This is a genomic window from Lutimaribacter pacificus, from assembly GCF_900142185.1.
Lineage (GTDB): Bacteria > Pseudomonadota > Alphaproteobacteria > Rhodobacterales > Rhodobacteraceae > Lutimaribacter > Lutimaribacter pacificus.
The window spans coordinates 336,971-361,687 of record NZ_FQZZ01000001.1 but is presented as its reverse complement, the minus strand read 5'-3'; the positions used below and the strand labels follow the sequence as shown (position 1 = coordinate 361,687).

Annotated in this window: 31 protein-coding genes and 1 tRNA gene; 15 read left to right on the top strand and 17 right to left on the bottom strand. The window is 66.9% G+C overall.

All coding sequences use genetic code 11. The annotated features are described in order from the left end of the window. The first annotated feature begins 61 nt into the window (after positions 1-61). A complete protein-coding gene (locus F3H87_RS01760) occupies positions 62-985 on the top strand; it encodes an endonuclease/exonuclease/phosphatase family protein (protein WP_223228825.1) in 924 nt (307 codons plus the stop codon). Here the strand turns inward: F3H87_RS01760 and F3H87_RS01755 are convergent. Then, positions 982-1,845 (bottom strand): Rossmann-fold NAD(P)-binding domain-containing protein, encoded by an 864-nt coding sequence (locus F3H87_RS01755; protein WP_149786744.1) that lies wholly within the window; start codon positions 1,843-1,845, stop codon positions 982-984. The two genes, F3H87_RS01760 and F3H87_RS01755, sit on opposite strands and share 4 nt — an antisense overlap. Positions 1,846-1,938: 93 nt before the next feature. On the opposite strand from F3H87_RS01755, the gene F3H87_RS01750 reads away from it, so the two are divergent. Together F3H87_RS01750 and leuB are read left to right on the top strand one after the other, a co-directional pair. Beyond that, entirely contained in the window at positions 1,939-2,835 is an 897-nt protein-coding gene (locus tag F3H87_RS01750) for a LysR family transcriptional regulator (RefSeq protein ID WP_149786745.1), read from the top strand. 61 nt (positions 2,836-2,896) lie between these two features. Beyond that, positions 2,897-4,003 (top strand): 3-isopropylmalate dehydrogenase, encoded by a 1,107-nt coding sequence (gene leuB / locus F3H87_RS01745; protein ID WP_149786746.1) that lies wholly within the window; start codon positions 2,897-2,899, stop codon positions 4,001-4,003. 6 nt (positions 4,004-4,009) lie between these two features. Here the strand turns inward: leuB and F3H87_RS01740 are convergent, their stop codons facing one another. Further along, positions 4,010-5,647 carry a Na/Pi cotransporter family protein gene (locus F3H87_RS01740; protein ID WP_223227937.1) on the bottom strand — a complete coding sequence of 546 codons (1,638 nt, stop codon included), beginning with the start codon at positions 5,645-5,647 and terminating at the stop codon, positions 4,010-4,012. A gap of 77 nt (positions 5,648-5,724) precedes the next feature. Here F3H87_RS01740 and F3H87_RS01735 point away from each other — a divergent pair. From F3H87_RS01735 to F3H87_RS01715, 5 genes are all read left to right on the top strand, one after another. Continuing rightward, positions 5,725-5,801, top strand: a tRNA-Pro gene (locus tag F3H87_RS01735). Positions 5,802-6,085: 284 nt separating this feature from the next. Then, complete coding sequence (locus tag F3H87_RS01730; RefSeq protein ID WP_262974973.1) at positions 6,086-6,835, top strand: ArsR/SmtB family transcription factor; 750 nt, start codon at positions 6,086-6,088, stop codon at positions 6,833-6,835. 33 nt (positions 6,836-6,868) lie between these two features. Further along, complete coding sequence (locus F3H87_RS01725; RefSeq protein WP_149786747.1) at positions 6,869-7,285, top strand: GFA family protein; 417 nt, start codon at positions 6,869-6,871, stop codon at positions 7,283-7,285. Between the two features lie 45 nt (positions 7,286-7,330). Beyond that, positions 7,331-8,002 carry a DUF899 domain-containing protein gene (locus tag F3H87_RS01720; RefSeq protein WP_149786748.1) on the top strand — a complete coding sequence of 224 codons (672 nt, stop codon included), beginning with the start codon at positions 7,331-7,333 and terminating at the stop codon, positions 8,000-8,002. Between the two features lie 325 nt (positions 8,003-8,327). Next, positions 8,328-10,103: an SLC13 family permease gene (locus F3H87_RS01715; RefSeq protein WP_149786749.1), complete on the top strand. Its 1,776-nt coding sequence runs from the start codon at positions 8,328-8,330 to the stop codon at positions 10,101-10,103. A gap of 28 nt (positions 10,104-10,131) precedes the next feature. On the opposite strand, the gene F3H87_RS01710 is transcribed toward F3H87_RS01715, so the two are convergent. The 7 genes from F3H87_RS01710 to F3H87_RS01675 form a co-directional block, all read right to left on the bottom strand. Then, positions 10,132-10,611: an Lrp/AsnC family transcriptional regulator gene (locus tag F3H87_RS01710; protein WP_149786750.1), complete on the bottom strand. Its 480-nt coding sequence runs from the start codon at positions 10,609-10,611 to the stop codon at positions 10,132-10,134. Beyond that, positions 10,608-10,895 carry a hypothetical protein gene (locus tag F3H87_RS21745; protein ID WP_149786751.1) on the bottom strand — a complete coding sequence of 96 codons (288 nt, stop codon included), beginning with the start codon at positions 10,893-10,895 and terminating at the stop codon, positions 10,608-10,610. Before F3H87_RS21745 ends, F3H87_RS01710 begins: the two co-directional genes overlap by 4 nt. A 99-nt stretch (positions 10,896-10,994) precedes the next feature. Continuing rightward, a complete protein-coding gene (locus F3H87_RS01695) occupies positions 10,995-11,714 on the bottom strand; it encodes a sulfate/molybdate ABC transporter ATP-binding protein (protein WP_149786752.1) in 720 nt (239 codons plus the stop codon). 11 nt (positions 11,715-11,725) lie between these two features. Beyond that, positions 11,726-12,595 (bottom strand): sulfate ABC transporter permease subunit CysW, encoded by an 870-nt coding sequence (cysW, locus tag F3H87_RS01690; RefSeq protein ID WP_149786753.1) that lies wholly within the window; start codon positions 12,593-12,595, stop codon positions 11,726-11,728. 287 nt (positions 12,596-12,882) lie between these two features. Beyond that, the gene (cysT, locus tag F3H87_RS01685; RefSeq protein ID WP_149786755.1) at positions 12,883-13,722 is read right to left on the bottom strand and encodes a sulfate ABC transporter permease subunit CysT; all 840 of its coding nucleotides are present in this window, start codon (positions 13,720-13,722) and stop codon (positions 12,883-12,885) included. Between the two features lie 3 nt (positions 13,723-13,725). Next, on the bottom strand, positions 13,726-14,907 hold the full coding sequence (locus F3H87_RS01680) for a sulfate ABC transporter substrate-binding protein (RefSeq protein WP_149786756.1): 1,182 nt from the start codon (positions 14,905-14,907) through the stop codon (positions 13,726-13,728). Positions 14,908-15,099: 192 nt separating this feature from the next. After that, positions 15,100-15,567, bottom strand: a complete 468-nt coding sequence (locus F3H87_RS01675; protein WP_149786757.1) for an RrF2 family transcriptional regulator — start codon at positions 15,565-15,567, stop codon at positions 15,100-15,102. Positions 15,568-15,797: 230 nt separating this feature from the next. Here F3H87_RS01675 and F3H87_RS01670 point away from each other — a divergent pair, with 230 nt between their 5' ends. Continuing rightward, positions 15,798-15,983: a CTP synthetase gene (locus F3H87_RS01670; RefSeq protein ID WP_149786758.1), complete on the top strand. Its 186-nt coding sequence runs from the start codon at positions 15,798-15,800 to the stop codon at positions 15,981-15,983. A gap of 4 nt (positions 15,984-15,987) precedes the next feature. Here F3H87_RS01670 and F3H87_RS01665 read toward each other — a convergent pair whose 3' ends face one another. Next, complete coding sequence (locus F3H87_RS01665; protein WP_149786759.1) at positions 15,988-16,755, bottom strand: alpha/beta fold hydrolase; 768 nt, start codon at positions 16,753-16,755, stop codon at positions 15,988-15,990. A gap of 65 nt (positions 16,756-16,820) precedes the next feature. Between F3H87_RS01665 and F3H87_RS01660 the strand changes: the two genes are divergently transcribed. Further along, positions 16,821-17,192 (top strand): hypothetical protein, encoded by a 372-nt coding sequence (locus F3H87_RS01660; RefSeq protein ID WP_149786760.1) that lies wholly within the window; start codon positions 16,821-16,823, stop codon positions 17,190-17,192. A 94-nt stretch (positions 17,193-17,286) separates the two neighbouring features. On the opposite strand, the gene glyA is transcribed toward F3H87_RS01660, so the two are convergent. Continuing rightward, positions 17,287-18,570, bottom strand: coding sequence for a serine hydroxymethyltransferase (gene glyA / locus F3H87_RS01655; protein WP_188129137.1), 1,284 nt, complete (start codon positions 18,568-18,570; stop codon positions 17,287-17,289). A gap of 184 nt (positions 18,571-18,754) precedes the next feature. Between glyA and F3H87_RS01650 the strand changes: the two genes are divergently transcribed. Then, positions 18,755-19,516, top strand: coding sequence for an NAD kinase (locus F3H87_RS01650; RefSeq protein ID WP_149786762.1), 762 nt, complete (start codon positions 18,755-18,757; stop codon positions 19,514-19,516). A gap of 109 nt (positions 19,517-19,625) precedes the next feature. Here F3H87_RS01650 and F3H87_RS01645 read toward each other — a convergent pair whose 3' ends face one another. The 3 genes from F3H87_RS01645 to F3H87_RS01635 form a co-directional block, all read right to left on the bottom strand. Continuing rightward, positions 19,626-19,892 (bottom strand): DUF6455 family protein, encoded by a 267-nt coding sequence (locus tag F3H87_RS01645; protein ID WP_149786763.1) that lies wholly within the window; start codon positions 19,890-19,892, stop codon positions 19,626-19,628. A gap of 67 nt (positions 19,893-19,959) precedes the next feature. Further along, positions 19,960-20,322, bottom strand: coding sequence for a YigZ family protein (locus F3H87_RS01640; RefSeq protein ID WP_149786764.1), 363 nt, complete (start codon positions 20,320-20,322; stop codon positions 19,960-19,962). 16 nt (positions 20,323-20,338) lie between these two features. Next, complete coding sequence (locus F3H87_RS01635) at positions 20,339-21,043, bottom strand: M48 family metallopeptidase (RefSeq protein ID WP_149786765.1); 705 nt, start codon at positions 21,041-21,043, stop codon at positions 20,339-20,341. 119 nt (positions 21,044-21,162) lie between these two features. Here F3H87_RS01635 and F3H87_RS01630 point away from each other — a divergent pair, with 119 nt between their 5' ends. After that, on the top strand, positions 21,163-21,396 hold the full coding sequence (locus F3H87_RS01630; RefSeq protein ID WP_149786766.1) for a hypothetical protein: 234 nt from the start codon (positions 21,163-21,165) through the stop codon (positions 21,394-21,396). A 5-nt stretch (positions 21,397-21,401) separates the two neighbouring features. Here F3H87_RS01630 and F3H87_RS01625 read toward each other — a convergent pair whose 3' ends face one another. Next, complete coding sequence (locus F3H87_RS01625) at positions 21,402-21,662, bottom strand: DUF167 domain-containing protein (RefSeq protein ID WP_149786767.1); 261 nt, start codon at positions 21,660-21,662, stop codon at positions 21,402-21,404. Positions 21,663-21,849: 187 nt separating this feature from the next. Here F3H87_RS01625 and F3H87_RS01620 point away from each other — a divergent pair, with 187 nt between their 5' ends. Then, the gene (locus F3H87_RS01620; RefSeq protein WP_149786768.1) at positions 21,850-22,428 is read left to right on the top strand and encodes a nitroreductase family protein; all 579 of its coding nucleotides are present in this window, start codon (positions 21,850-21,852) and stop codon (positions 22,426-22,428) included. Beyond that, entirely contained in the window at positions 22,413-23,129 is a 717-nt protein-coding gene (locus F3H87_RS01615; RefSeq protein WP_223227936.1) for an EI24 domain-containing protein, read from the top strand. The genes F3H87_RS01620 and F3H87_RS01615 overlap by 16 nt, the downstream gene beginning before the upstream one ends. 18 nt (positions 23,130-23,147) lie before the next feature. On the opposite strand, the gene F3H87_RS01610 is transcribed toward F3H87_RS01615, so the two are convergent. Then, the gene (locus F3H87_RS01610) at positions 23,148-23,432 is read right to left on the bottom strand and encodes a DUF1467 family protein (RefSeq protein WP_149786769.1); all 285 of its coding nucleotides are present in this window, start codon (positions 23,430-23,432) and stop codon (positions 23,148-23,150) included. Next, a complete protein-coding gene (mce, locus tag F3H87_RS01605; protein ID WP_149786770.1) occupies positions 23,432-23,836 on the bottom strand; it encodes a methylmalonyl-CoA epimerase in 405 nt (134 codons plus the stop codon). The genes F3H87_RS01610 and mce overlap by 1 nt, the downstream gene beginning before the upstream one ends. 159 nt (positions 23,837-23,995) lie before the next feature. Between mce and F3H87_RS01600 the strand changes: the two genes are divergently transcribed. Beyond that, a complete protein-coding gene (locus tag F3H87_RS01600; RefSeq protein ID WP_149786771.1) occupies positions 23,996-24,709 on the top strand; it encodes a response regulator in 714 nt (237 codons plus the stop codon). The last annotated feature ends 8 nt before the right edge of the window (positions 24,710-24,717 follow it).

Sequence of the window (24,717 nt, the reverse complement as noted above, 5' to 3'; positions counted from 1 at the left end):
CGCCGAAACCCTGCGCATCGTTACCTACAATGCCGAACTGACCCGCGAGGGGCCGGGCCTGTTGCTGCGCGACATCCGCAACGGGCGCGACCCGCAGGTGGCCGCGGTCGTGCGGGTGCTCAGCGCGCTGCAGCCCGATATCCTGCTGCTGCAGAATGTCGATCACGATGCCGGCCACGCCACGGCCCGCGCGCTGCAAACCGCCCTGCGCGAGGCCGGCCTGCCGCTGGCCCATCGCTTTGCCCGCGCGCCCAACAGCGGAGTGCCCACCGGGCTGGACATGGATGGCGACGGGCGCAGCGACCGGGCGGGCGACGCGCAGGGCCATGGCCTGTTTCGCGGCCAGGGCGGAATGCTGATCCTGTCCCGCCTGCCCATCGACAAGGACGCCACGCGGGATTTCACCGCGCTGCGCTGGCGCGACCTGCCGGGCGCGACGCTGCCCGCCCGCGATGGCACCCCCTTTCCCTCGCCCGCCGCGCAGGAGGTGCAGCGCCTGTCCTCGGTCGCGCATTGGGCGGTGCGGGCGGGGCCGCTGTCGCTTCTGGCGTTTCACGCCACGCCGCCGGTATTCGACGGGCCCGAGGATCGCAACGGATTGCGCAATGCCGACGAGATACGCCTGTGGCAGGTCTATCTCGACGGCGATCTCGGCCCCGCCCCCACGGCAGCTTTCGTGATCGCGGGCGATGCCAATCTCGACCCCGGCCGGGGCGAGGGGCGGCGCACTGCGATCCACGCCCTGCTGGCCGATCCGCGGATCGCGCCGCTCGCCCCCATGGGTGCCGCTGGGACGAACACGGTCGACTGGTCGGGGATCGGGCTGGGCGCGCGGCGGGTCAGCTATATTCTGCCCTCCGCCGACCTGGCGGTGGTGGCAAGCGGGGTTTTCTGGCCGCCGCCGGGCGATCCGATGGCCGGGACGGTCGCGCAGGCCAGCCGGCACCGGGCGGTCTGGGCCGATATCCGGCTGCCCGGCGATTAACGCAGTGGCGCGATCGCGGCGGCCAGCGCCTGATCGACGGGCGTTGCGGCGAATTCCGGCACAAGCGCCCCGAAACGGGCAGCGGACAGGCTGTGCGGCAGATTCCAAAGGTATTTCATCTCGAACACCCCGCCCAGAACCGGCATTACCGGACGCAGCAGGCGCAGCGGCCAGAACCGCATGGGGCGGATGCGCACCGGCTGCCCCATGACCCGGCCCAGCGCGCAGGCCAGATCATCCCCCGTCAGCGTATAGCCCGGAAAGGGCACGTCGCAGAACCGCGGCAGGTCATCGCGCCGTTCGGCCAGCAGGTGGAAGGCGCGGGCCAGATCGGGAAGGAAGGCCCAGGCATGGGGCACATCGACAGGCGCAGGGTAATGGATCACACCCTTGCGGATATCCTGCGCGATCAGCCGGTCGAACCAGTTGCCCGAGGCCTCGGTATCCAGGAAATCGCCCGCGCGCAGCAGGATCGTGCGCACACCTTCGGCCCGATAGGCCGCCTCCATGTCGATCCGCAGCCGGCCCAGCGGATTGGTGGCGCGGTGCGGGGTGGTTTCATCCCAGACCGGGCCGGTGCCGGGCCCGAAGACATAGACATTGCCCGGCAGCAGCACCGTCGCATCGTGGCGCAGGGCCGCGCGGCGCACCTGCGCGTGCAGCCCCGGCAGCTCGGCCGCCCATTTGTGATAGGGCGGGTTCCAGCCCACCGCGATCAGGTCGACCCCGGCGGCGGCACGGTCCAGATCGTCCCTGCCCCTGTCGAACCCGCGCACCGTCCAGCCTGCCCGTGCGAATTCATCCGCCACGCTGCGGCCAAAGCGCCCGCTGGCGCCCAAGACGAGAATCGTTCCTGACATGTTGTTCTCCTGGTTCACTTGATGGCCACAGGATCATTCATTCTGTTGCGAATGAATATTGACAAAAATCGACTACCAACCATTCATTTATGAATGGAAAAGCTTTCCCAGATCACCGACTGGTCCCTTGTTCCCGCCTTTCTTGCGGTGGCCGAAACGGGCACCCTGTCCGGCGCGGCGCAGCGGCTGGGCAGCAGCCAGCCGACGCTCGGACGCCAGATCAGGGCGCTGGAGGATCAGTTCGGCACCGCGCTCTTCATCCGCCATCCGCGTGGCCTGACACTCAGCGAGGCGGGACAGGCCCTGCTGCCCGCAGCGCGCCACATGCAGGAGGCCGCGCAACGTATGGCCCTGCAGGCCGCCGGCCAGGATCATGCGCTGCAGGGCGTGGTGCGCATCACCGCCAGCCATGTCGTCTCGCACTACGTCCTGCCGCCGATCCTTGCACGGCTCCGCCGGGAAGAACCCGGCATCACGATCGAGCTTGCCCCCTCGGACAGCGCCGAGAACCTGCTGTTCCGCGAGGCCGATATCGCGCTGCGCATGTTTCGCAGCACGCAGCTGGATATCGTCACGCGGCACCTGGGCACGTTGCCGGTGGCGGTCTTTGCCAGCCGCGACTACCTCGACCGGCGCGGGCGCCCGCACACACCGGACGATCTGATGCGGCACGACCTGATCGGCTATGATCGGTCCGACCTAATCCTGCGGGGGATGCGCGCGGCGGGTTTTCCCGCGACGCGCGACTGGTTCGCCCTGCGCTGCGACGATCAGGCCGCCTGTGTCGAACTGGCGCGCGCGGGCTGCGGCATCGGCTTCGTGCAGCGCCATATCGCCGAACGCGACCCGGCGCTGGAAATCCTTGACCTCGGCATCGACCTGCCCGGCCTGCCGGTCTGGCTGGCCGCACCGCAGACGACCCGCCGGACACCGCGCATCGCGCGGGTCTGGGATCTGTTGGCCGAAGGGCTGACCCCTTTGCTTTCTTGACCCTTCCCGCCCCGGGCGCTACGCCACGCGCAACGCTTTTGCAGACGAAGGACAGCACGACATGACCAACCCCTCGCTTCTTATCCTGCCCGGTGACGGGATCGGCCCCGAAGTCATGGCCGAGGTGCGCAAGATCATCGACTGGTTCGGCACCAAACGCGACCTGGCATTCGACGTGAGCGAGGGGCTTGTCGGCGGATGCAGCTACGACGCCCACGGCACGCCGCTGACCGACGAGACCATGGAACTGGCGCAATCCGTCGACGCCGTGCTGCTGGGCGCCGTGGGCGGGCCGAAATACGACAACCTCGATTTCAGCGTGAAACCCGAACGCGGCCTGCTGCGCCTGCGCAAGGAAATGGACCTTTTCGCCAACCTGCGCCCGGCCCAGTGCTTTGACGCGCTGGCCGATTTCTCGTCGCTGAAACGCGACGTGGTTGCCGGGTTGGATATCATGATCGTACGCGAACTGACCTCGGGCATCTATTTCGGCGAGCCGCGCGGCATCTTCGAGGAAGGCAACGAACGCGTGGGCATCAACACCCAGCGTTACACCGAATCCGAGATCGAGCGCGTGGCGCGCTCGGCCTTTGAACTGGCCCGCCGCCGGGGCAACAAGGTCTGTTCGATGGAAAAGGCCAATGTGATGGAATCGGGCGTGCTGTGGCGCGAGGTGGTGCAAAAGGTCCATGACGAGGAATACCCGGATGTCGAGCTCAGCCACATGTATGCCGATGCCGGCGCCATGCAGCTGTGCCGCTGGCCCAAGCAGTTCGACGTGATCGTGACCGACAACCTGTTTGGCGACCTGCTGTCGGATGCCGCGGCGATGCTGACCGGGTCGCTGGGGATGCTGCCCTCGGCCAGCCTGGGCGCGCCGATGGCCAATGGCCGGCCCAAGGCGCTTTATGAGCCGGTGCACGGCTCGGCCCCCGACATCGCCGGTCAGGGCAAGGCGAACCCGATCGCCTGTATCCTGAGCTTTGCCATGGCGCTGCGCTATTCCTTCGACCTCGGCGACGAGGCCGACCGGCTGGAGGCAGCGGTGGAAAAGGTGCTGGCCGACGGGCTGCGCACCGCCGACCTGCTGGGCGAGGAAGGCGTGACGCCGGTCTCGACCTCGGAAATGGGCGATGCGGTCGTCGCCGCGCTGGACGCGAGCGTCTGAACGATCTCAGCCCGCGGCCTTTTCGGGGGCCGCGGGCAACCCGGCGCGCGCCTGGCGCTGATACTCGGCCACCCGCACCGCATGGTGCAGCGTGCGCAGCAGCCACCGCATCGCGTCGGTATGCGAAAACACATCCCCCAGCGCATACATCCCGGCATGTTCCCCCAGCAGCAGCCCGCGCCTGTGCCGTGACTGGCGATGTTCGATCAGCGCCTGCAACCGGGCAAGGCGCGCGGCCTCGCGCGGGGAATACTGCGCGCCCAGCCGCCGCAGGCAGGCCCCCGTGGCCAGCGCCGGCCGGCGCAGCACGCGGTCGTCCATCAGGGCGGTGAAATGCCCCCGGCTTTGTGTCCGCGCGCGCATCCGCGTCAGGTGGTCGAGCTGGTGCAACAGCGCGGAATAGACCTGTTCCGCCGATTGCCGCCCCTCGGGCAGGCGGATGTTCTGCAGGAACCCGCGCAATTCCTCGATGGCCTCGTCGCAGGCGGCCAGCGCCGACAGCCCCCGGTAATCCGGCCGCGCATCCAGCGCCGCCCCCAGCGCCGCGAAAAGCCGCGCCGCGATCGCATCCGCCGCGGTCTGCGCGGCAACCAGCGCGGCCTCGGAATCGCGCAGCATCCCCCGGTCGAGCGTGACCAGCGGCGGCTCTTTCGGGTTGGGCACCAGCCGGGCCAGGAACCCGGCGAAACGCGCGGTCCCCGGCAGGAACAGCGCAACGCCCAGCATGTTGACCCCGGTATGCATCGCCAGCAGCACGGTCATCGCGTCATGACGCGCACCGAACCCGGCGATCAGCCCGGCCCCCAGCCAGACCAGCGGAAAGGCCACCGCAAAGGTGCCCAGGTTGAACAGCAGGTTGGCCAGCGCCGTCTGGCGCATCGGGCCGGACCCGCCGACCGAGGCAAGGATCGCGGTAAAGGTGGTGCCGATATTCATGCCCAGCACGATGGCCACCGCCTGGATCAGCGTCAGCGCGCCACTGTCCAGCAGCACCAGCGCGAGCGCCATCGCCGCGCTCGAGGATTGCATCAGCACCGTCACTGCCAGCCCCAGCCCGGCCAGCGCCAGCATCCCGCCCAGGCTGGCCCCCGGCAGCCTTTCGGGCGTCAGCCAGCCGGTCAGGTCCGCCGCGCCCGCCTGCATCAGCGCCAGCGCGACCAGCAGCAGGCACAGCCCCGCCACCACACGCCCGGCCCGCGCCACCCCGCCCCGGCCCAGCAGCAGCGTCAGGCTGGCCGGCAGCAGAAGCACCATCGCCAGCGCATCGAGCTGCAGCTTGAACCCCAGGATCGACACCAGCCAGCCGGTCGCCGTGGTGCCGATATTGGCGCCGAAGATCACCCCCAGCGCCTGCGGCATGGACAAAAGCCCCGCACCCACGAATCCGACGGTCATCACCGTTGTGGCGCTGGACGACTGGATCAGCGCCGTGGCCCCCGCCCCGGTCAGCACACCGCGCAGCGGCGTGGTGGTGAACCGCGCCAGCACCGCCCGCAGATCGCGGCCCGCCGCATCGCGCAACGCGGCGGTCATGACCTCCATCCCCAGAAGGAACATGCCGATACCGCCAATCAGGGAAAGAACGTGATCCATAGGCCCCACCACCCGCGCCCCGATCTTGCCCGCGGCAAGGGTTGCACGCAAGCCGCGCCGCGCGGACGATTTCCTGTGCGATAGCCCTTGCAAATGGCGCAAGGCACGGGTAATGCACGCGCCACGGTCGGAGTGTAGCTCAGCCTGGTAGAGCACTGTCTTCGGGAGGCAGGGGCCGGAGGTTCGAATCCTCTCACTCCGACCAGTAATCTCAACTTATAGATCGTCAGGGCATTTGCCCTTCGGGCGCCGCTGTGCCCTGGCCCGGTTTGCCCGCCGCTAGAGGGCAAACACCTTATCTGCACCCGCCGCGCGGCTGCGCCGATTCATGACAAGCTGAAGGTCGGTTTGGAGCTCAAACCTGCGATCTTTTGATCAGGCATGAACGTCGGCCCATCGAATTCAGGCAGGTAAATACCTGCACTTGACATGCAGGCATTTACCTGCCTATTATCGCGCATGGCAGATGCTCCGAACGATGACGACAGGGTGTTCAAGGCGCTGGGGGATCCGGCGCGCAGGCAGCTTCTGGACCGGCTGCACGCAAAGAACGGCAGGACACTCAGCGAACTTTGCGAGTCCATGGACATGACCCGGCAATCCGTGACCCAGCATCTGGGCTTGCTCGAAGACGCCAATCTGATCAGCACCGCGCGCCGGGGGCGGGAGAAGCTTCACTTCATCAACCCGGTCCCGCTGCACGACGTCTACGAACGTTGGGTCCGCAAGTTCGAGGCGGGCCGCCTGGGCCTGCTCTACGACCTCAAACACAACCTGGAAAGGAGCGAGGATATGACCGACAAGTCCGCGAGTTTCGTCTACGTGACATACATCCGAACGACACCCGAGAAGATCTACGAGGCGATTACCATGCCCGAGGTCGCGCGGCGCTACTGGGGGCACGAGAACGTCTCGGCCTGGACGCCCGGCGCGTCATGGGAGCATGTCCGCGCCAACGACGAACGACCGGTCGAAATCGTCGGTACGGTCGTTCTGGCCGAGCCTCCGCACAAGCTGGTCATCACCTGGTCGGCTGCGTCCAAGGCCGGCGACCCGGACGAGGAAAGCCGCGTCACCTTCGAGATCGAGGGGCAGGAGAACGGCATGGCGCGGCTCACCGTCACGCACGATCAACTTCAGCCGGGCAGCAGCATGGCCAAGGGCATCGGCAAGGGATGGCCGCTGGTCCTTTCGAGCATGAAGTCCTTCCTCGAGACCGGGACCGGCCTGGACCTCTGAAACCTTCGACACCCATCCATCAGGGAGAGCGAAATGAGCAAAATCCATCACGGCCAATGCGCCTGCGGCGCCGTCCGCATCCGGGCTAGCGGGAACTCAGTGGCCGAACTGCACTGCCAGTGCAGGCAATGCCAGCTGCGTTCCGGCACCGGGCACAGCTCCTTCATGGTGTTCGCCGGGCCGGGGGCGGTAAAGGTCGACGGCAAGACCACGAGTTGGTCAGTCACCGGCGACAGCGGAATCGAGAAGCACCAGGCGTTCTGCCCCGAGTGCGGCACGCCCACCCATGTGACCTTTCCGGCCAATCCCGGGATCACGGCGATCAATCCGGTTCTGCTGGACGAGCGCGATCAATTCGCGCCGAGGATCGTGACCTATGCAAGCCGCGCGCTGGCGTGGGACGTGCTCGATCCGGCGCTGACCCGATTTGACGAAATGCCGACGGGCTGACCCGGCGGCGCCGGCCGGCGGAAAACCGGGAAGGGATGAAAGGCCATGCAAACGCCACCAATCGTTGCGCGTACGGAATGGGATGCTGCCCGCAAGGCCATTCTGGCAAAGGAAAAGGCGCTGACGCGTGCCAGGGATGCCCTGGCCGCGGAACGACGGCGCATGCCGTGGATGGAGGTCACCAAGCCCTACCGCTTCGTCGGGCCGGACGGCGAGGTATCGCTCGCGGACCTCTTCGACGGACGGCGCCAACTGATCGTCTATCGCGCTTTCATGGACCCCGGGGTTAAGCGCTGGCCGGCCCAGGGCTGCGTCGGCTGCTCGTTGATGGCCGATCACGTTCCGAACCTGGCCCATCTCCACGCGCGCGGGACGAGTTTTGTCTACGTCTCGCGTGGGCCGCAGACCGATCTCGCCCGGATCAAGGCGAGAATGGGCTGGGATCACATCCCCTGGTACACGCTGACCGATGATTTCGACGCCGATTTCGACGTCGCAGAATGGCACGGCCATAACGCCTTCATCCGGGTCGGCGATCGCATCTGCCGCACCTGTTTCGTGAACGAACGGGGCGACGAACAGTTCGTCACGACGTGGTCGTGGCTCGACATGACCGCGCTCGGGCGGCAGGAAACCTGGGAGGACTCGCCGGACGGCTATCCGCAGAACTCTCCCTACAGTTGGTGGAATTACAACGATGAGTATCAGGTCAAATGACCACCGCGACATCGATGTATATCCGGTGTTCGCGTCGCGAAAAACCGATGCGCACGGGACTGCGACAGGTTCCATCGTCTTGCCAAGGCGGTCATTTGCGTGTTCACAGTTGACGGCAGCCCTGTCCCGTATAGGAGCCCTTCGGGCTGTGCCCCCCGGACAAAAGCCGTGCCGAAAAGGGCATCCGCTCTTTCGCATCACGAAATACCCTTTGGGCGCGGCGTCCAGACGGCAGTTTTTCGTGGCGCAACCAGTTCCCGGTTGAAAACACGATTAAAGTTATCGTTTATTGCGTAATAACTTCATCGCCCGGGAAACCCTGTCCATGAGTCTCGACCAGATCTTCGTTCTTGTGCTTCTCGGGGTGGTATTCCTGAGCTTTTTCAAAGAGGTCTACCCCCCCGAGGTGACCGCGCTCGCGGCTTCGGCGGCGTTGCTGGCGACCGGGATCATCGACACCGGCGATTTCCTGGCGGTCTTCAGCTCCTCGGCGCCGATCACCATCGCCATGATGTTCATCATATCGGCGGCGCTGGAACGTACCGGGGTGCTCACGATCCTGGGGGATTTCCTGCAACGGCAGGCGCGCGGATCGTATCTCAGAACCATCCTGCTGATGATGTTCGGCACGATGGCGGCCTCGGCCTTCATGAACAACACGCCGGTCGTGATCCTGCTGGCCCCGATCATGATTTCCGTGGCGGCGTCGGTCGGGGTGGCGCCCTCGCGGCTGCTGATCCCGCTGTCCTTTTCGGCGATCTTCGGCGGCACGCTGACGCTGGTCGGCACCTCGACCAACATCCTGATGAGCGGGGTGGCGCGCGATACCGGCCAGCCGCCGATCTCGATGTTCGAGATGACCCTGCCGGGGCTGATCTTCGCCACTGTCGGGATGCTTTACATGGTGTTCGCCGGGCGTTTCCTGCTGCCGGACCGTGCCTCGCTGTCGAGCCTTCTGGGGCAGGAGGGCAAGCGGAAATTCATGGCGCGGCTGCTGATCCCGGCCGAGTCGCGCTATGTCGGCATGAAGCTGGCCGATCTGCCGTTCAACACCGCGCAGTCGCGCGTGCTAGACGTCATCAGGGGCGAGGTCTCGATGCGGCGGGAACTGGGCGATCTGGTGCTGCGCGCCGGCGACCGCGTGGTCATCAAGACCGACACAGGCGAGATCCTGGGCTTCCGCGAGGATGGCGGGATCGAATTCCGCGATATCGCCGACCGCGGCTATGAACCGGTGACCGCGGAACAGACGGTGCTGATGGAGGCCAGCGTCGGGCCGAACTCGCACCTGCGCGGGCAGGAGCTGGGCAATCTCCGGCTGCGGCGCAAATACGGGATCTACGTCATGGCGGTGCACCGCAACGACCGCAACATTTCCGACCGGATCGACGACCTGCGGCTGCAATTCGCCGACACGCTGCTGCTGGAGGGCCCGCCCGAAGGCATCCAGCGGCTGATGGAGGATGGCGGGATCATCAACCTGTCCGCCCCGTCCGGGCGGGCGATGCGCCGTGCCAAGGCACCGATTGCGGTCCTGACGATCCTCGGCGTGATGGGGCTGGCCGCGCTGAACGTGCTGCCCATTGCCGGGCTGGCCGTCATCGGGGCGGTGGTGGTGATGCTGACGCGCTGCGTCGACCCGGAAGAGGCGTTCGATGCGATCGACTGGCGCATCCTGTTCCTGATCTTCGGGATGCTGGGCCTGAGCATGGGGATGGAGCAGACCGGCACCGCGCGGGTCATCGTTGAAACCGTGGTGGGCGCGGTTGGCGGGGTCGGCCCGCTGGCGATCCTGGCGGCGGTCTATGTCCTGACCAGCGTGCTGACCGAGATGATCTCGAACAACGCGGTCGCGGTGCTGATCGGCCCCATCGTGATCGCGCTGGCGCTGGAGCTGGGCTTCGATCCGCGGCCCTTCATCATGGCGGTGATGTTCGCCGCCTCGGCCAGCTTCGCCACGCCCATCGGGTACCAGACCAACACCTTCGTCTACAGCGCCGGCGGCTACAAGTTCCGCGACTTCCTGAAGGTCGGCCTGCCGCTGAACATCATCTTCGCGGCGCTCGCGGTGGTGGTCATCCCGCTGTTTTTCCCGTTTTGAACAGGTGCCCGGCCGGGCGCCATGACGCTCATACCGTTTCCACGTCGATGGGCCAGGCGGTCGTGCTCCTGATGGTCTCCATCGAGAATTTCGACGTGATGTTCCGGCATGGCAGCGCGCGGGTCAGTTGCAGGTAGAACTCGTCAAACGTCGCCATGTCCGGCACGGCCACCTTCAGAAGGTAGTCGATATCGCCCGCAAGGCGATGCACCTCGACGATGGCCGGGAAACGGGGGGTCACCTTGCGGAACTCCGCGCGCCATTCCGGCGTGTGGTCGGGGGCCTCGATCTCGACGAAGACAGTCAGGCCCAGGCCGATCCGCGCGGGATCGACCAGCGCGACCCGGCCGGTGATGATGCCCGCGGCCTCGAGCTTTTGCACCCGTTTCCAGCACGGGGTCTGGGACAGCCCGACACGTTCCGCCAGTTGCGCGATGGGCAGCGTCGCGTCATGCATCAGCTGGTCGAGGATTTTCCGGTCGATCCGGTCGAGTGTCACACCGCTCATCTGTGCTGTCCCGTCATCAGTTTCGTCCAGGGGGGCGCAAGCCGGGCAAGGATTTCCCGCTCGGCCTGCGCAAGAAGCCGGGGGTCCGGCCCATCCGGTTCCAGTCCGACCTCGTGCAACCGCTGATGCAGAAGGGCCTGCCACGCCGGGTCGGACCAGCCGTTCCAGGGCGCAGGCATGACGATTGTCCGCAACCGGCATTGCGCCTCGGGGTGGTTACGCCAGACGCAGGCCCATTTCGGCGCGGCGGTACGCAGCGACCATCCGGCGGCGATACCGGCCACCGCCCTGCCCCGCACCGGCATCGTCGTGAACCACAACGCCGCACGAAGCCAGGCCGAAGCACCTGCTGGGGTTTGCGGGCACATCGCATCCAGCCATTCCTAGGCCGCCGTGAAGGTGCGGACGAAATCGCTGGCGGGGCGTGCCCGGATATCCGCCGGCTTGCCCACCTGCTCGACCCGGCCCATCGACATGACGACCACCAGGTCGGCCAGTTCCATGGCCTCTTCCTGGTCATGCGTCACGAACACGGTGGTCAGGCCCGTGGTGTCGTGGATCTCGCGCAGGCCCTGCCGCAGCTCCTTGCGGACCTTGGCGTCGAGCGCACCGAACGGCTCGTCCAGCAGCAGCATGCGCGGCTCGATGGCCAGCGCGCGCGCCAGCGCGACCCGCTGGCGCTGGCCGCCGGACAACTGGCTGGGATAGCGCGACCCGATATCGGGAAGCTGGATCAGGTCCAGCAGCCGGTTGACGCGCCGGCCGATCTCGGCCCGGGTCGGGCGCTCGTGGCGTTTGCGCGCGCGCAGGCCGTAGGCGACGTTTTCGAACACGGTCATGTGCCGGAACAGCGCGTAATGCTGGAACACGAAGCCGGCGCGACGCTCCTGCACGCTCATGCCGGTCGCGTCCGTCCCGTCGAACAGCACCCGCCCCGAGGTGGGAAACTCAAGCCCCGCAAGGATGCGCAGCAGCGTCGTCTTGCCCGAGCCCGAGGGCCCCAGCAGCGCGATCAGCGCGCCCGAGGGGATCGAAAGCGATACCGGGTGCAGGGCGCGTTCGGTCCCGAATTCCTTGGCGATTTCTTCGATTTCGACAAACATGGGATGTCCTTTCAGTGGCGTCGCGTGGCGGCCAGCAGATCCGCATAGCACCATTCGAGCAGGGATTTCAGGAACAGCGTGACCAGCGCCAGCAGCGCCAGCACGGCGGCAAGCGAAAAGGCCGCGACCGAAAGATACTCGTTGTAAAGCATCTCGATCATGATCGGCATGGTGGTGGTCTCACCCCGGATCTTGCCCGAGATCACGGCCACCGCGCCGAATTCCCCCATCGCGCGCGCGTTGCACAGCAGCACGCCGTAAAGCAGCGCCCAGCGGATATTCGGCAGGGTCACGGTAAGGAACACGCGCCAGCCCGACGCGCCCAGCGTCAGCGCCGCCTCTTCCTCGGCGCGGCCCTGTTCCATCATCACCGGGATCAGCTCGCGCGCGACGAAGGGGAAGGTCACGAACATCGTGGCCAGCACGATGCCGGGAAAGGCAAAGACGATCTTGAGGTCATGGGCGATCAGCCACGCCCCGAACCATGAATTCGCCCCGAACAGCAACACCAGCGCCAGCCCCGCCACCACCGGCGAGACCGAGAACGGCAGGTCGATCAATGTGATCAGGAACGCCTTCCCGCGAAAGTCGAACTTGGTGATGGCCCAGGCGGCGGCGATGCCGAACACCGCGTTCAGCGGCACCGCGATGGCCGCCACAATCAGCGTCAACCGTATCGCGGCGCGCGCATCGGGCGACGATATCCCCTCGATCGAAGCGGCCCAGCCCTGGCGCAGTGCCTCGGCGAAGACCGCGAACAGCGGCGCGAACAGCAGGACCGCGACAAGCGCCACGACGGTGCCGATCAGGATGTGACGGGCCAGCCGGGGCTCTGTCGTGACCGGCGTGGGCCGGGTAACGGGATGTGCGACATCAGACATTTACAAGTCTCCCGAAAAGTCGGTGGTCGCCGCGAAACCGGCACCTCCCGGATAGGCAGGCCCCCGGTTGCGGCGGGCGCCCGGCAAAGACCACCACCATGACGAGCCCGCAGGCATTGGCGACAAGCCAGCCCGCAACGGCCCAGCCGATCCCGGCCCCAGACAGAAAGACCGCGGCACCGACAAGGACACCGGCGAACCCGATCGTCCCGGCAAGAACGACCCCCGATCCCGGCGGCAATCGTGCCGCTTCGTCGTGCCGGCAGGTGTTCCGGCAGCCCTTGATCCTAGACATCTCCGATCCTCCGTCTGCTCCAGATCTGGATGGCGTTGATGGCCAACAGCATCGCGAACGCGATCAGCAGCATGGCCAGCCCGATCGCGGTGGCGGCCTCGTGATTGTATTCCTCCAGCCGGATGACGATCAGCAGGGGCGCGATCTCGGTCTGGAAGGGCAGGTTCCCGGCAATGAAGATGACCGAGCCGTATTCGCCGACCGACCGCGCCAGCGCGAGGGCGAAGCCCGTCAGCAGCGCGGGCGTCAGCGTCGGCAGGACCACCCGGCGCAGCGTGTAGGCGCGGCGCGCGCCCAGCGTGGCGCTGACCTCTTCCACCTCGCGGTCGACCTCCTCGATCACCGGCTGGACGGTGCGCACCACGAAAGGCAGCCCGATGAAGATCAGCGCCAGCCAGATGCCGATCTCGGTATAGGCCACGCGAAGGCCCAGCGGCGCCAGAAGCTGCCCGAAGGCGCCGTTCGGCGCGTAAAGCGCGGTCAGCGCGATCCCGGCCACCGCCGTCGGCAGGGCAAAGGGCAGGTCGATGGCCGCGTCGATCAGGCGCCGCCCCCAGAAACGGTAGCGCACCAGCACCCAGGCCAGCACGAGCCCGAACACGAGGTTGAAGAGCGAGGCGACCAGCGCCGCGCGGAAGGAAAGGGCCAGCGCCGCGCGGATACGGCGCGAACTGACCATCCCCCACAGGTCAGCCGGGCCGATGGCCAGACCGTGCCCCAGCAGGGCGACGATCGGCAGAAGGACGACGATGGACAGCACCGCCATCATGATCCCGAAGCTCAGCCCAAACCCCGGCAGGGGTGAGGGCGAGCGGAGAATGCCCGCCCTCATGACCTACTGCCCCTCGAAGATCTGGTCGAATATGCCGCCTTCGCCGAAATATTCCGGCTGAACGACCGGCCAGCCGCCGAAATCCTTGATCGAGACCAGGTCCACCTCGGGAAAGCGGGCCGCATCCTCGGGGGCGGCGGCCGAGACATCCCAGGCGCGGTAATAGTGCTTCAGCGCCAGCGCCTGCGCCTCGGGGCTGTAGAGATGTTCGAGATAGGCTTCGGCCGCCGCGCGCTGCGCATCCGATGCGATGTTGCCGTCGACCAGCGTCACCGGCGGCTCGGCCAGGATCGAAACCGAGGGCACCACGATGTCAAAGGCATCCTCGCCCTGTTCGGCCAGCGCAAGGAAGGCCTCGTTCTCCCAGGCCAGCAGCACGTCGCCGATACCGCGCTGGGTAAAGGTGGTGGTCGAGCCGCGCGCCCCGGTATCGAGCACCGGCACGTTGCGATACATCGCACCGACGAATTCGCGCGGGTCCAGCCCGTTCTTCTCGGCATAGGCCCAGGCCGCAAGGAAGTTCCAGCGCGCCCCGCCCGAGGTCTTGGGGTTGGGCGTGATCACCTGCACGCCCTCGGCGACCAGGTCGCCCCAGTCGCCGATGCCCTTCGGATTGCCCTCGCGCACCAGGAACACGATGGTCGAGGTATAGGGCGAGGAATTGTGCGGCAGGCGCGATTGCCAGTCGGCCGGGAAAAGGCCCGTCCGCTCGGAAATCGTGTCGATATCGGCCGACAGTGCCAGCGTGACGACCGTCGCCTCAAGCCCGTCGATCACGGCCCGGGCCTGCGCCCCGGCGCCGCCATGCGATTGCTGGATGGTCACGGGGGCATTCCCCTGCGCAACCCACCATTCGCTGAACAACTCGTTGTATTCGCGGTAGAATTCCCGCGTCGGATCATAGGACACGTTAAGGATTTCGACCGGTTCCTGCGCCTGCGCCGCAGGCACATGGCCGACGGCCAGCGCAAGCGCGCCGATGGCGGCAAGCAGGCCGCCCTTCCAGCGCCGGGCCGCAACAGGACGGGGCAGCGCGTCCCCGCGGGGCACGGCATGACGCCCCGCCACGGGCGTTCCGGCGAATGTGCGGCCGCCCGCTTCGATCTCGATACGGCCATCCCCGAGACTTCGGATGAACTGGCCCTGCGCAAGCGCATGGGCACCGATGCTGATGGTATGGATCATTGTGACTTCCTCTGCTGAACCCGGTCTTGACATCTCGTGCCAGGTCGACGGGGCGGTGGTGGCAAACCGGCCCCCGGCCTTGCCGGAAACCGTGCAGACACCGTCAGCGCCGCCTGACACCTAAATTACGACAGGGTTAGTCGTGTTTTGCAAAGGAAAAATCACGTCTAATTTGATCGTGATAGTAGAATATTATTCCCCCGCCGCGACTTCGGGCAGGTTGAAGCGTTCCAGGGGCTGCGAATCTTCCATCAGGTCGGCCAGGGTCAGCGACTCGATCATCAGGATGTAGGTGGAATAGAAACCCCCGAACACGGCCCGCACCCGGCAGGTGACCTCGTCCTTGCAATCCTCGCAGCGTTGATAGGCCTTGCGCGACAGGCAGGGCAACGGCGCCATCGGCCCGTCGATCAGGCGCAGGATCTCGGCCAGGGAAACCGTCCTGGGGTTCTTGATCAGCTCATAGCCGCCCTTGCGCCCCCGCCGGCTGCCGATCAGCCCGGCACGCTTCAGGTCCAGCAGGATATGTTCCAGGAACCGCTTGGGCGCCCCGGATCGCTCAGCGATTTCCTCGATCCGCAGGGCAGCGCCATCGCCCGCCTTCTCATCGGCAAGCACCATGAGGGATTTCAGGGCATATTTCGTCTTTTGAGTGATCATTCGGTAAATTCGGTCCCGGAAGTGCGACTAACAAGGTCGAGTTTATCAAGGTCGGCGTGAAATGCGAGCCCGTCCATCGGATCGCCCTTTCGCCAAGGGGTGCCGCCCCCTGACAGGGGCCAGCAGATAGATGGCGGCCATCTGATACAGATCAAGGCGCCCTTATTGCTTAATCCTTAATGCATATTTCACCGGAACGCGCCAGTGACAGCAATATATGAGGCCCCGCCATGATGCGCCTTGCTTCGATTCTCTACTCGCTCATCAGCACCACGCTGGCCGGCAGTTTCATCGTCGTTTCCCTGGTGGCCGGGTTCACCACCCTGCAACCGATCCTGGTTGCGGCGGTCGCCGGGTTCCTTCTGGCGCTGCCCGTGTCATGGGCGGTCGCCTACCGGCTTTACGGCAACGCCTGACGGCTCAGGCGGCTTGCGTCACGGCAAGCCAATGGCGCACCGCCGCCTCGAACTCGCGCGGTTTCTCGGCGTGCAGCCAGTGGCCTGCGCCCGGGATTTTTGCGAATTGCGCCCGCGGGAACAGCGCCTTGATACGCGGCCGATAGGCCCGGTCGACGTAATGCGACTCCGCCCCCGACAGGAACAGCGTGGGGCCGTCGAACCGCGCGTCCGTATCGGGAAAGGACAGGATCTTCGGCATTTCGGCGGCCAGCACGTCGAGGTTCAGCCGCCAGCGCCGTTCGGCGATATCCAGCGATTGCAGGAAAAAGGACCGCAGCTGCGGGTCATCGACCCCCTCGAGCTGCGCCAGCGCGTCCGAGCGTTTCGAGACGCGCGCAAGATCGACCGCCCGCATCGCCTCGATATATTGCATCTGCGAATGGTCATAGGCCACGGGCGCGATATCCGCCACGATCAGCCGGCGCAGCTTTTCGGGATGCGTCAGCGCCAGCACCATCGCCGCCTTGCCCCCCATCGAATGCCCCAGCACGTCCCAGGCCCCGCCCAGGTGGTCGATCACCTCGGCCAGATCATCCGCCATGTCGATATAGGAATGCGTGTCATACCACGGGCTTTGCCCATGGTTGCGCATGTCCACCGCCACCACCGGCCGGTCCTGCGACAGCCGTTTGGCGATCACCCCCCAGTTCCGGGCCGAGCCGAACAGCCCGTGCGCGATCAGCAGGCCGGGGCCGGCAGCGGCATCGCCGTGCAAGATATAATTCAGCATCGCGTTCCCCCTGGCATTTGACCCCGCCGCGCCCGCGCCCTACCCTGCCGGTCGGAGAGTCGCCGATGGAGTCCACGGACCTGGCGCGCAAGACCGCGCATCTGAACGCATTGCTGGAGCAAAAGCTGGGCCTGCGCAAGGGTCCGCTGGGGCACCGCGCCGACAAGGCCGGGCGCCGCCTGCCGGCATGGCTGCGCCGCGACCTGCACCGCCTGGACGCGGCATCGCGGATGGCGGGCAACCCCCGGCTGGCCCGCATGGCCGACCCCGGCGCGCTCGAGCGTGCCTACAGCGCGGCGGTCGCGCACCTGAAAACCATCGACCCGAAAGAGCGCCGCAAGGACCGGCTGATCGGCGTTGCCGGCGGTCTGGCCTTCAACCTGCTGCTGCTGGCCGCGCTCGTTCTCGCGGTGCTGCGCTGGCGGGGGATGATCTGACCCCCGGTTTCCTCTCTCTGGCAATATCCCGGGGGGAAGCGCCGCAGGCGACGGGGGGCAGCGCCCCCCTATCCGGTGCCAACAGCCCCTTCCCTTACAGGTTCGGATAGATCGGGAACCGCTTGCACAGCGCCTCGACCTCCGAGCGCACCTTGGCCTCGACCTCGGCGTTACCGTCCTCGCCATTGGCGGCCAGCCCGTCCACCACCTCGACGATCCAGTCGGCGATCTGGCGGAACTCGGCCTCGCCGAAACCGCGCGTCGTGCCTGCGGGGGTGCCGAGGCGCACGCCGCTGGTGACGGTGGGTTTTTCCGGGTCGAACGGAATGCCGTTCTTGTTGCAGGTGATATGCGCGCGCTCCAGCGCGGCCTCGGTCGCGTTGCCCTTGACGCCCTTGGGCCGCAGGTCGACCAGCATCACGTGGCTGTCGGTGCCGCCGGTCACGATATCCAGCCCACCCTTCATCAGCTGCTCGGCCAGCGCTCCGGCGTTCTTCACCACCTGTTGCTGGTAGGTCCTGAACCCGGGGCGCAGCGCCTCGCCGAAGGCCACGGCCTTGGCGGCGATCACATGCATCAGCGGCCCGCCCTGGATACCGGGGAAGATCGCGCTGTTGATCTTTTTCGCAATCGCCTCGTCATTGGTCAGGATCATGCCGCCGCGCGGGCCGCGCAGGGTCTTGTGGGTGGTGGTGGTGACCACATGGGCGTGCGGGAACGGGTCGGGATAGACGCCCGCCGCAATCAGCCCGGCGAAATGCGCCACGTCGGCCAGCACGATCGCGCCCACGGTATCGGCGATCTCGCGGATCTTGGCAAAGTCGATCACCCGCGGGATGGCCGAACCGCCCGCGATGATCATCTTCGGCTTGTGCTCGGCGGTCAGCGCGGCGATCTGGTCATAGTCGATCAGGCTGTCCTGCTGGCGCACGCCGTATTGCACCGCGTGGAACCACTTGCCCGACTGGTTGGGTTTCGCGCCGTGGGTCAGGTGGCCGCCCGCGTCCAGCGACATCCCCAGGATCGTGTCGCCCGGCTGCAGCAGCGCGGTATAGACACCCTGGTTGGCCTGGCTGCCCGAATTGGGCTGCACATTGGCGAATTCGCAGCCGAACAACTGTTTCGCCCGTTCGATGGCCAGGTTTTCGGCCACGTCGACGAACTGGCAGCCGCCGTAATAGCGCCGGCCGGGATAGCCCTCGGCGTATTTGTTCGTCATGACCGAGCCCTGCGCCTCCATCACCGCGGCGGAAACGATGTTTTCCGAGGCGATCAGCTCGATCTCGTGGCGCTGGCGGCCCAGCTCGTCGGTGATCGACTGGTAAAGCTCGGGATCGCGCGAGGCGAGGGATTCGGTGAAGAAACCGGTGTCAGACATCGAGGGCTCCGTTTTGGTGAAATCCAAAGGCATGGTTTGGCCGATTTCGTAAAGGAAACCCCGCGCCACGGAAAGGGCTGAAAGCGACGCAGCCGCACGCACATGCGGCGGGGCTGGTTAAGTTGGGAACTTTGTGGTTCTTTCGGAACCGAATTCACCCCTTCGGAAACAGGACGCCCGCCAGATGCCGCTTGCCATCGCCTTCACCGCCAGCGACGCGCCCACCGCGCAGACCGCGCGCGCCGCGCTGGTGGCGCGCTATGGCGACACCCCCGAGGATCGTGCCGACGTGATCGTGGCGCTGGGGGGCGACGGGTTCATGCTGCAGACCCTGCACCGCACACAGGCGCTGGATGCGCCGGTCTACGGCATGAACCGGGGCACCGTCGGCTTCCTGATGAACGCCTATCACGAGGGCGACCTGATCGAAAGATTGCAGGAAGCCCAGGAAGAGGTGCTGAACCCGCTGCGGATGCGGGCGACGCGGATGGACGGATCGGTGCACGAGGCGCTGGCGATCAACGAGGTGTCGCTGCTGCGGCAGGGCCCGCAGGCCGCCAGGCTGAAGATCACCGTCGACGGGCGGCTGCGGATGGAAGAGCTGGTCTGCGACGGAGCGCTGGTTTCGACCCCCGCGGGGTCGACTGCCTATAACTACTCCGCCCACGGGCCGATCCTGCCGATCGGCTCGGACGTGCTGGCGCTGACGGCCATCGCGCCGTTCCGCCCGCGGCGCTGGCGCGGCGCGCTGCTGCCCAAATCGGCCCGCGTGCGCATCGACGTGACCGACCCCGACAAGCGCCCGGTCATGGCCGACGCCGATTCCCGCTCGGTCCGCGATGTGGTGTCGGTCGAAATCCAGAGCGCGCCGGAAATCGCCCACCGCATCCTGTTCGATCCCGGTCACGGGCTGGAAGAGCGGCTGATCCGCGAACAGTTCGTCTGACCCCCGGCTGATCTGCACAATCCCGCGCAAGGGGACTCTGCCCCCGTCGCCTGCGGCGCCTCCCCCCCCGGGCAAGTGCCAGAGAGAGGAAACGGCAGGCAGTGCCTGCTCAGGCCGGTTCGCGCAGGCTGTCGAACACGGCGCGGTTGGCGCAGGCGGGCGGCACCTCGGCGCTGTCGTCGTCCTGCTGCTGCGCGCGCAGCCAGTGCTGGCACCCTTCGGCCCACTGGCAGCCGCGGCAGCGGGTCACCATCGCGGCCCAGTCCTCGGTCGTCAGGCGCCCGTCGCGGCGGGCATCGGCCAGATCGACGCTGGCGGCGCGCGCCATGTCCTGAACCAGCCAGAAATGCTTGATCGGGTTGCCGAGCCTGTGCATGGCGCCCTCCCCTTTCCGGTGTGCCGTGAATGCTAATCCGCCGCGCGAAAGCTGGCCTTGATCCTGATCAAGACCCGCCGCGCCATTCCGTCAGAAAGGCCGCGACGCAGGTCTGCACATGGCGAAAGCGGTCGCCGCCCAGGTGTTTGCCGCCATACCAGCGCGTGACCACCACGATCACGTCCCTGACATCTTCGCGTTCGAGCATCCGCAGGATCACCATTCCGGCCCCCGCCTCGCCGTCATCGCCCTTGAGCGCGGTGCCGTCCGCCAGGATCACGCCCCAGCTGTTATGGGTGGCCTTCGCAAATTTCTTGTTGCGTTTCAAATTTTTGAGAAACGCAGCGACATCGGGTTCGGATGTCGCCACCCCGCCCGATGCGGCATAGCGCGAACCGCGGTCGCTCAGGACATTGGGCAGGGTCAGCATGTGGCGGGATGCGCCGTCACAGGCCCGCGACGGTGTCGCGCACGGTCTGGATGCGCTGCGCGTTGGGCGGGTGGGTGCCGAGGAAACGGTTGCCCGGATCGGGGATGCGGGTAAAGAACTCGGCCCCGCGCAGCGGATCGTAGCCCGCCCGCGCGGTGATGATCGTGCCCAGCCGGTCGGCCTCAAGCTCGAATTCCTTGGAATAGCTGCGTGCGCCCACCGCCGCGCCCAGCTCCTGCGCGCTGCGCACGCCGCTTTCGTCGGCGCCGGTCAGCGTGGCCAGCCCGGCAAAGATCACAGCGCCGGCGGCCGCCGCCTGGCGTTGCCGGTCGATATGGCCGGCGATATGATGCGCGGCCTCGTGCCCCATCACAAAGGCCAGCTCGTCGGCGTTGCGCGCCTCGGCGATGAGCCCGAGGTTGAACGCGATCACCGGCCGCCCCTGCGCATCGAGGGTCTGGAAGGCGTTGGGCGGCTGGCCGGGGCGGTCGTCCACGACGATCTGGAAATCGCAATTGGCGCCCGGCGCGTGGCGGCGGCATTCGCGCTCGGCCACGGGTTCGACGGTTTCGACCACCTCGACGAATTGCCGCGCCGCCGCGCGGGCCGATTGCGGCGCGGGCACGGCGCCCGCGGGTTGTGCGACAGGCGCGGGCGTGCCGGTCGGCACGCATCCGGCAAGGCCCATGGCGACGATCAGGATCAGGGCCGGTAGGCGCATCGTTTTCCTTTCCTCTGGCAAGCGGCGCCCACGTTCTATCACGCCCGCCGCGCGCCGCCAGACCCATCTCGCCGCGCTGAATCGCTTGCACTGGCGAAATCCCGCCATAGACTGCCCCCATGTTCAGCATCGAGCACGAATTCGACGCCACGGTCGTCACCCTTGTCGACGAGGGCCCCGCGCCCTTGCAGGAAGACATCACCATCAACGCCTTCGAGGAATGCGTGACGGTCGAGCAATACGACGCGCGCACCGACCGGGTGGAAAAGATCACGCTGTCGATCTCGCAATTGCAGGATCTGGCGGTGGCGCTGAACCTGCCCGAGGGGATCTATTCGCGGGTGCGCAAATAGGCGCGTCACTCCAGCCGGAACAGCTTGTCCCGCGATGTCTGCCCGCGCAGCAGGGTCAGGCGCGATTTCGCCACGCCCAGCGATTTGGCCAGCAGTTTCTGCACGGCGGCGTTCGCCTTGCCGTCCTCGGGCGCGACGGTGACATAGACCCGCAGCACGCCGCCCGCCGCGACGATGCGGTCGCGCGACGCCTTGGGCGTGACGCGCAGGGCGAACTCGGCGCCGGGGCGCACAAGGTGGGTCAGATCGGGCAAATCCCTGGACATGCCCCCAGCATGGACAATTTCGCGGCCGAGTTGAATACTCCTCGACGCTCCCCCGGTCGGGCGGCGGAAATCGCCCTGCAGGGGTTTTCGGCACACCCGTCGGGGAAATGGCGCGGGAAATGCCTCCCCGCCCTTGAACCCCATGCGCGCTTGTCCGACATAAGAGCCGAAACGCGAAAGGATTTTCATGCCCGATCCCAACCCCTCCGCGCTGGAGTTCCTGCTGACGCGGCGCTCGCGCCCCGCCAAGACGCTGACCCTGCCGGTGCCGGACCGCGCGGCGCTGCTGCCGATCCTGACGGCCGCCGCGCGCACCCCCGATCACGGCAAGCTGGAGCCGTGGCGCTTTGTCGTGCTGGAGCACGCGGCGCTGCAACGCCTGGCGGGCCTTGCGCGCGAGCGCGCCGCCGCCCTGGGTCATGACGCCGAAAAAGCCGACAAGGGCGCCAGCCAGTTCGAACAGGGCAACCTTGCCGTCGCCGTGATCGAGGTGCAGCGCGAGAGCGAGAAGGTGCCCGCGCTGGAACAGACCTATTCCGCCGGCGCCGCCTGCCTTGCGCTGCTGAACGCCGCGCTGGCCGCCGGCTGGGGCGCGAACTGGTTGTCGGGCTGGCCCAGCCATGACCGCGGCTTCATGGCGACGGGGCTTGGCCTTGCCGAAAACGAACGCATCGCGGGCTTCGTCCATATCGGGACCGAGCGCAGCGCGCCCCCCGAACGCCCCCGGCCGGACCTTGGGAAGATCGTGACATGGATATCGGACTGATCCTTTCCGCCTTTCAGCGCACGCTGGGGCAGGTGCATGACCGCCGCTTCCTGCGGGTGCTGGGGCTTGGCGTGGGGCTGACATTCGCGCTGCTGGTGGCGGCCTATGCCGCCGTTTTGTGGCTGTTGCAGACGCTGATGGGCCCCGAGGCGACGCTGCCGCTGATCGGCACCGTCACCTGGCTGGACGACCTGGTGGGCTGGTCCAGCCTGCTGCTGATGCTGATCCTGTCGGTGTTCCTGATGATCCCGGTGGCCTCGGCCATCACCTCGATGTTCCTGGAAACCGTGGCCGACGCGGTCGAGGACCGCCATTACCCCGCCCTGCCCGACGTGGCGCCGGTGCCCTTTGGCGACGCGCTGCGCGACACGGTGAATTTCCTGGGCGTGCTGATCGCGGCGAACACGCTGGCGCTGTTCGTCTATGCCTTCGTGTTCTGGATACCGTTTGCCCCGCTGGCACTGTTCTGGGGGCTGAACGGGTTCCTGCTGGGGCGGGAATATTTCACCCTGGCCGCGATGCGCCGCGAGGGGCGCGCGCGGGCGAAAGAGCTGCGCCGGCAGCACGCCATGACGATCTGGGCCGCGGGTATCCTGATGGCGATCCCGCTGAGCATCCCGATCATGAACCTGCTGATCCCGATCCTGGGCGCGGCCACCTTCACCCATATCTATCACGGGGTGAAACCGCGCGGTTCGTGACCGCAACCGCGCGGTTCGTCAGCCCGGCTCGGATACCGGCGGCATCAGGTGGCGCCAGTCGATATCGCGCACGGTGATCGTGCCGGTGATGATGATCGTGGCGATGATCGCCCACAGGATCGCGGCGACGATCGTGGTGATGATCGCCTTTTTCTTCAGGTTGTGCACCTCGGGGCTGGAGGCATGGGTGCCCGGCACCACCTCGCCCACATCGCCCTGCGTCCTGAGCCGGATCGGAATGGCGATGAGGAAGGTCAGGAACCACAGCACCGCGAACAGGACGATGCCCGACGTCACGCCCATCAGACCTGCTCCAGTTCCGTCAGCGTGCCGTTCATGTCCTTGGGATGCAGGAACAGCACCGGCTTGCCATGCGCGCCGATCCGGGGCTCGCCGTCGCCCAGCACGCGCAGACCGGCCTCTTTCAGCTTGTCGCGGGCGGCGATGATGTCGTCGACCTCGTAACAGACATGGTGGATGCCGCCCGATGGGTTCTTGTCGAGGAACCCGCGGATCGGAGAGTTTTCGCCCAGCGGGTAAAGCAGCTCGATCTTGGTATTGGGCAATTCGATGAACACCACTGTCACGCCGTGATCGGGCTCGTCCTGCGGTGCGCCGACCTTGGCGCCCAGCGCGTCGCGGTACTGTGCCGATGCGGCCTCGAGGTCGGGCACGGCGATGGCGACATGGTTCAGACGTCCGATCATGGCGGTCTCCTTTTCGGGTCGTGTTCGCGTCTGGCCTCTTATGGTCCCGCGCGCGTCCGAGGGCAAGCGACAGGGCGCCGCAACGGGCGCCTTAACCATGCATTAGCCAAGACGCGCCATGGTGAGTCGCATGAATGCCGCCAACAAGGGATGACTGCCATGGACAACCGCGATTTCCTGCCCGCCACACCGCTGCCCAGCGCCAGCCGCCCGCTGCTGGGCCTGACCATCCTGGTGGTCGAGGACAGCATTTTCGCCTGCGAGGCGCTGCGCCTGATGTGCCTGCGTTCGGGCGCGCGGCTGCGGCGCGCCGATTGCCTGCGCTCTGCCCGCCGCCATCTGCAGGTCTATCGCCCCTCGGCGATGATCGTGGACCTTGGCCTGCCCGACGGATCGGGAACCGAGCTGATCGAAGAAATGGCCAGCGCCCGCCCCCGCATCGGCGTGATCCTGGCCACCAGCGGCGACGAGATGGCCCGCGCCTCGGCAAGCGCCGCGGGGGCCGACGGGTTCCTGCCCAAACCGCTGGATTCGCTGGCCGGATTCCAGCAGGCGATCCTCAGCCGCCTGCCCGCCGACCGCCAGCCCACCGGGCCGCGGCTGCTGCGTGACGACGTGATCGTGCCTGACCGCACCGCCTTTCGTGACGACATGGCCCATGCCGCCGGGGTGCTGGAGGACGGCGGCGAGGGCGCGCTGGATTACGCGCTGCATTTCCTGCACGGCGTCGCGCTCAGCGCCGGTGACGGCGTTCTGGCGCAGGCCAGCCGGACGCTGGCGCAGACCCGCCGCGAAGGTCGGGTCACCCATGCCGGCGTGGCGCATCTGGCCGGGCTGGTGCAGGACCGGCTGGAGGATCGCGTGGCGATCTGACCGGGGCG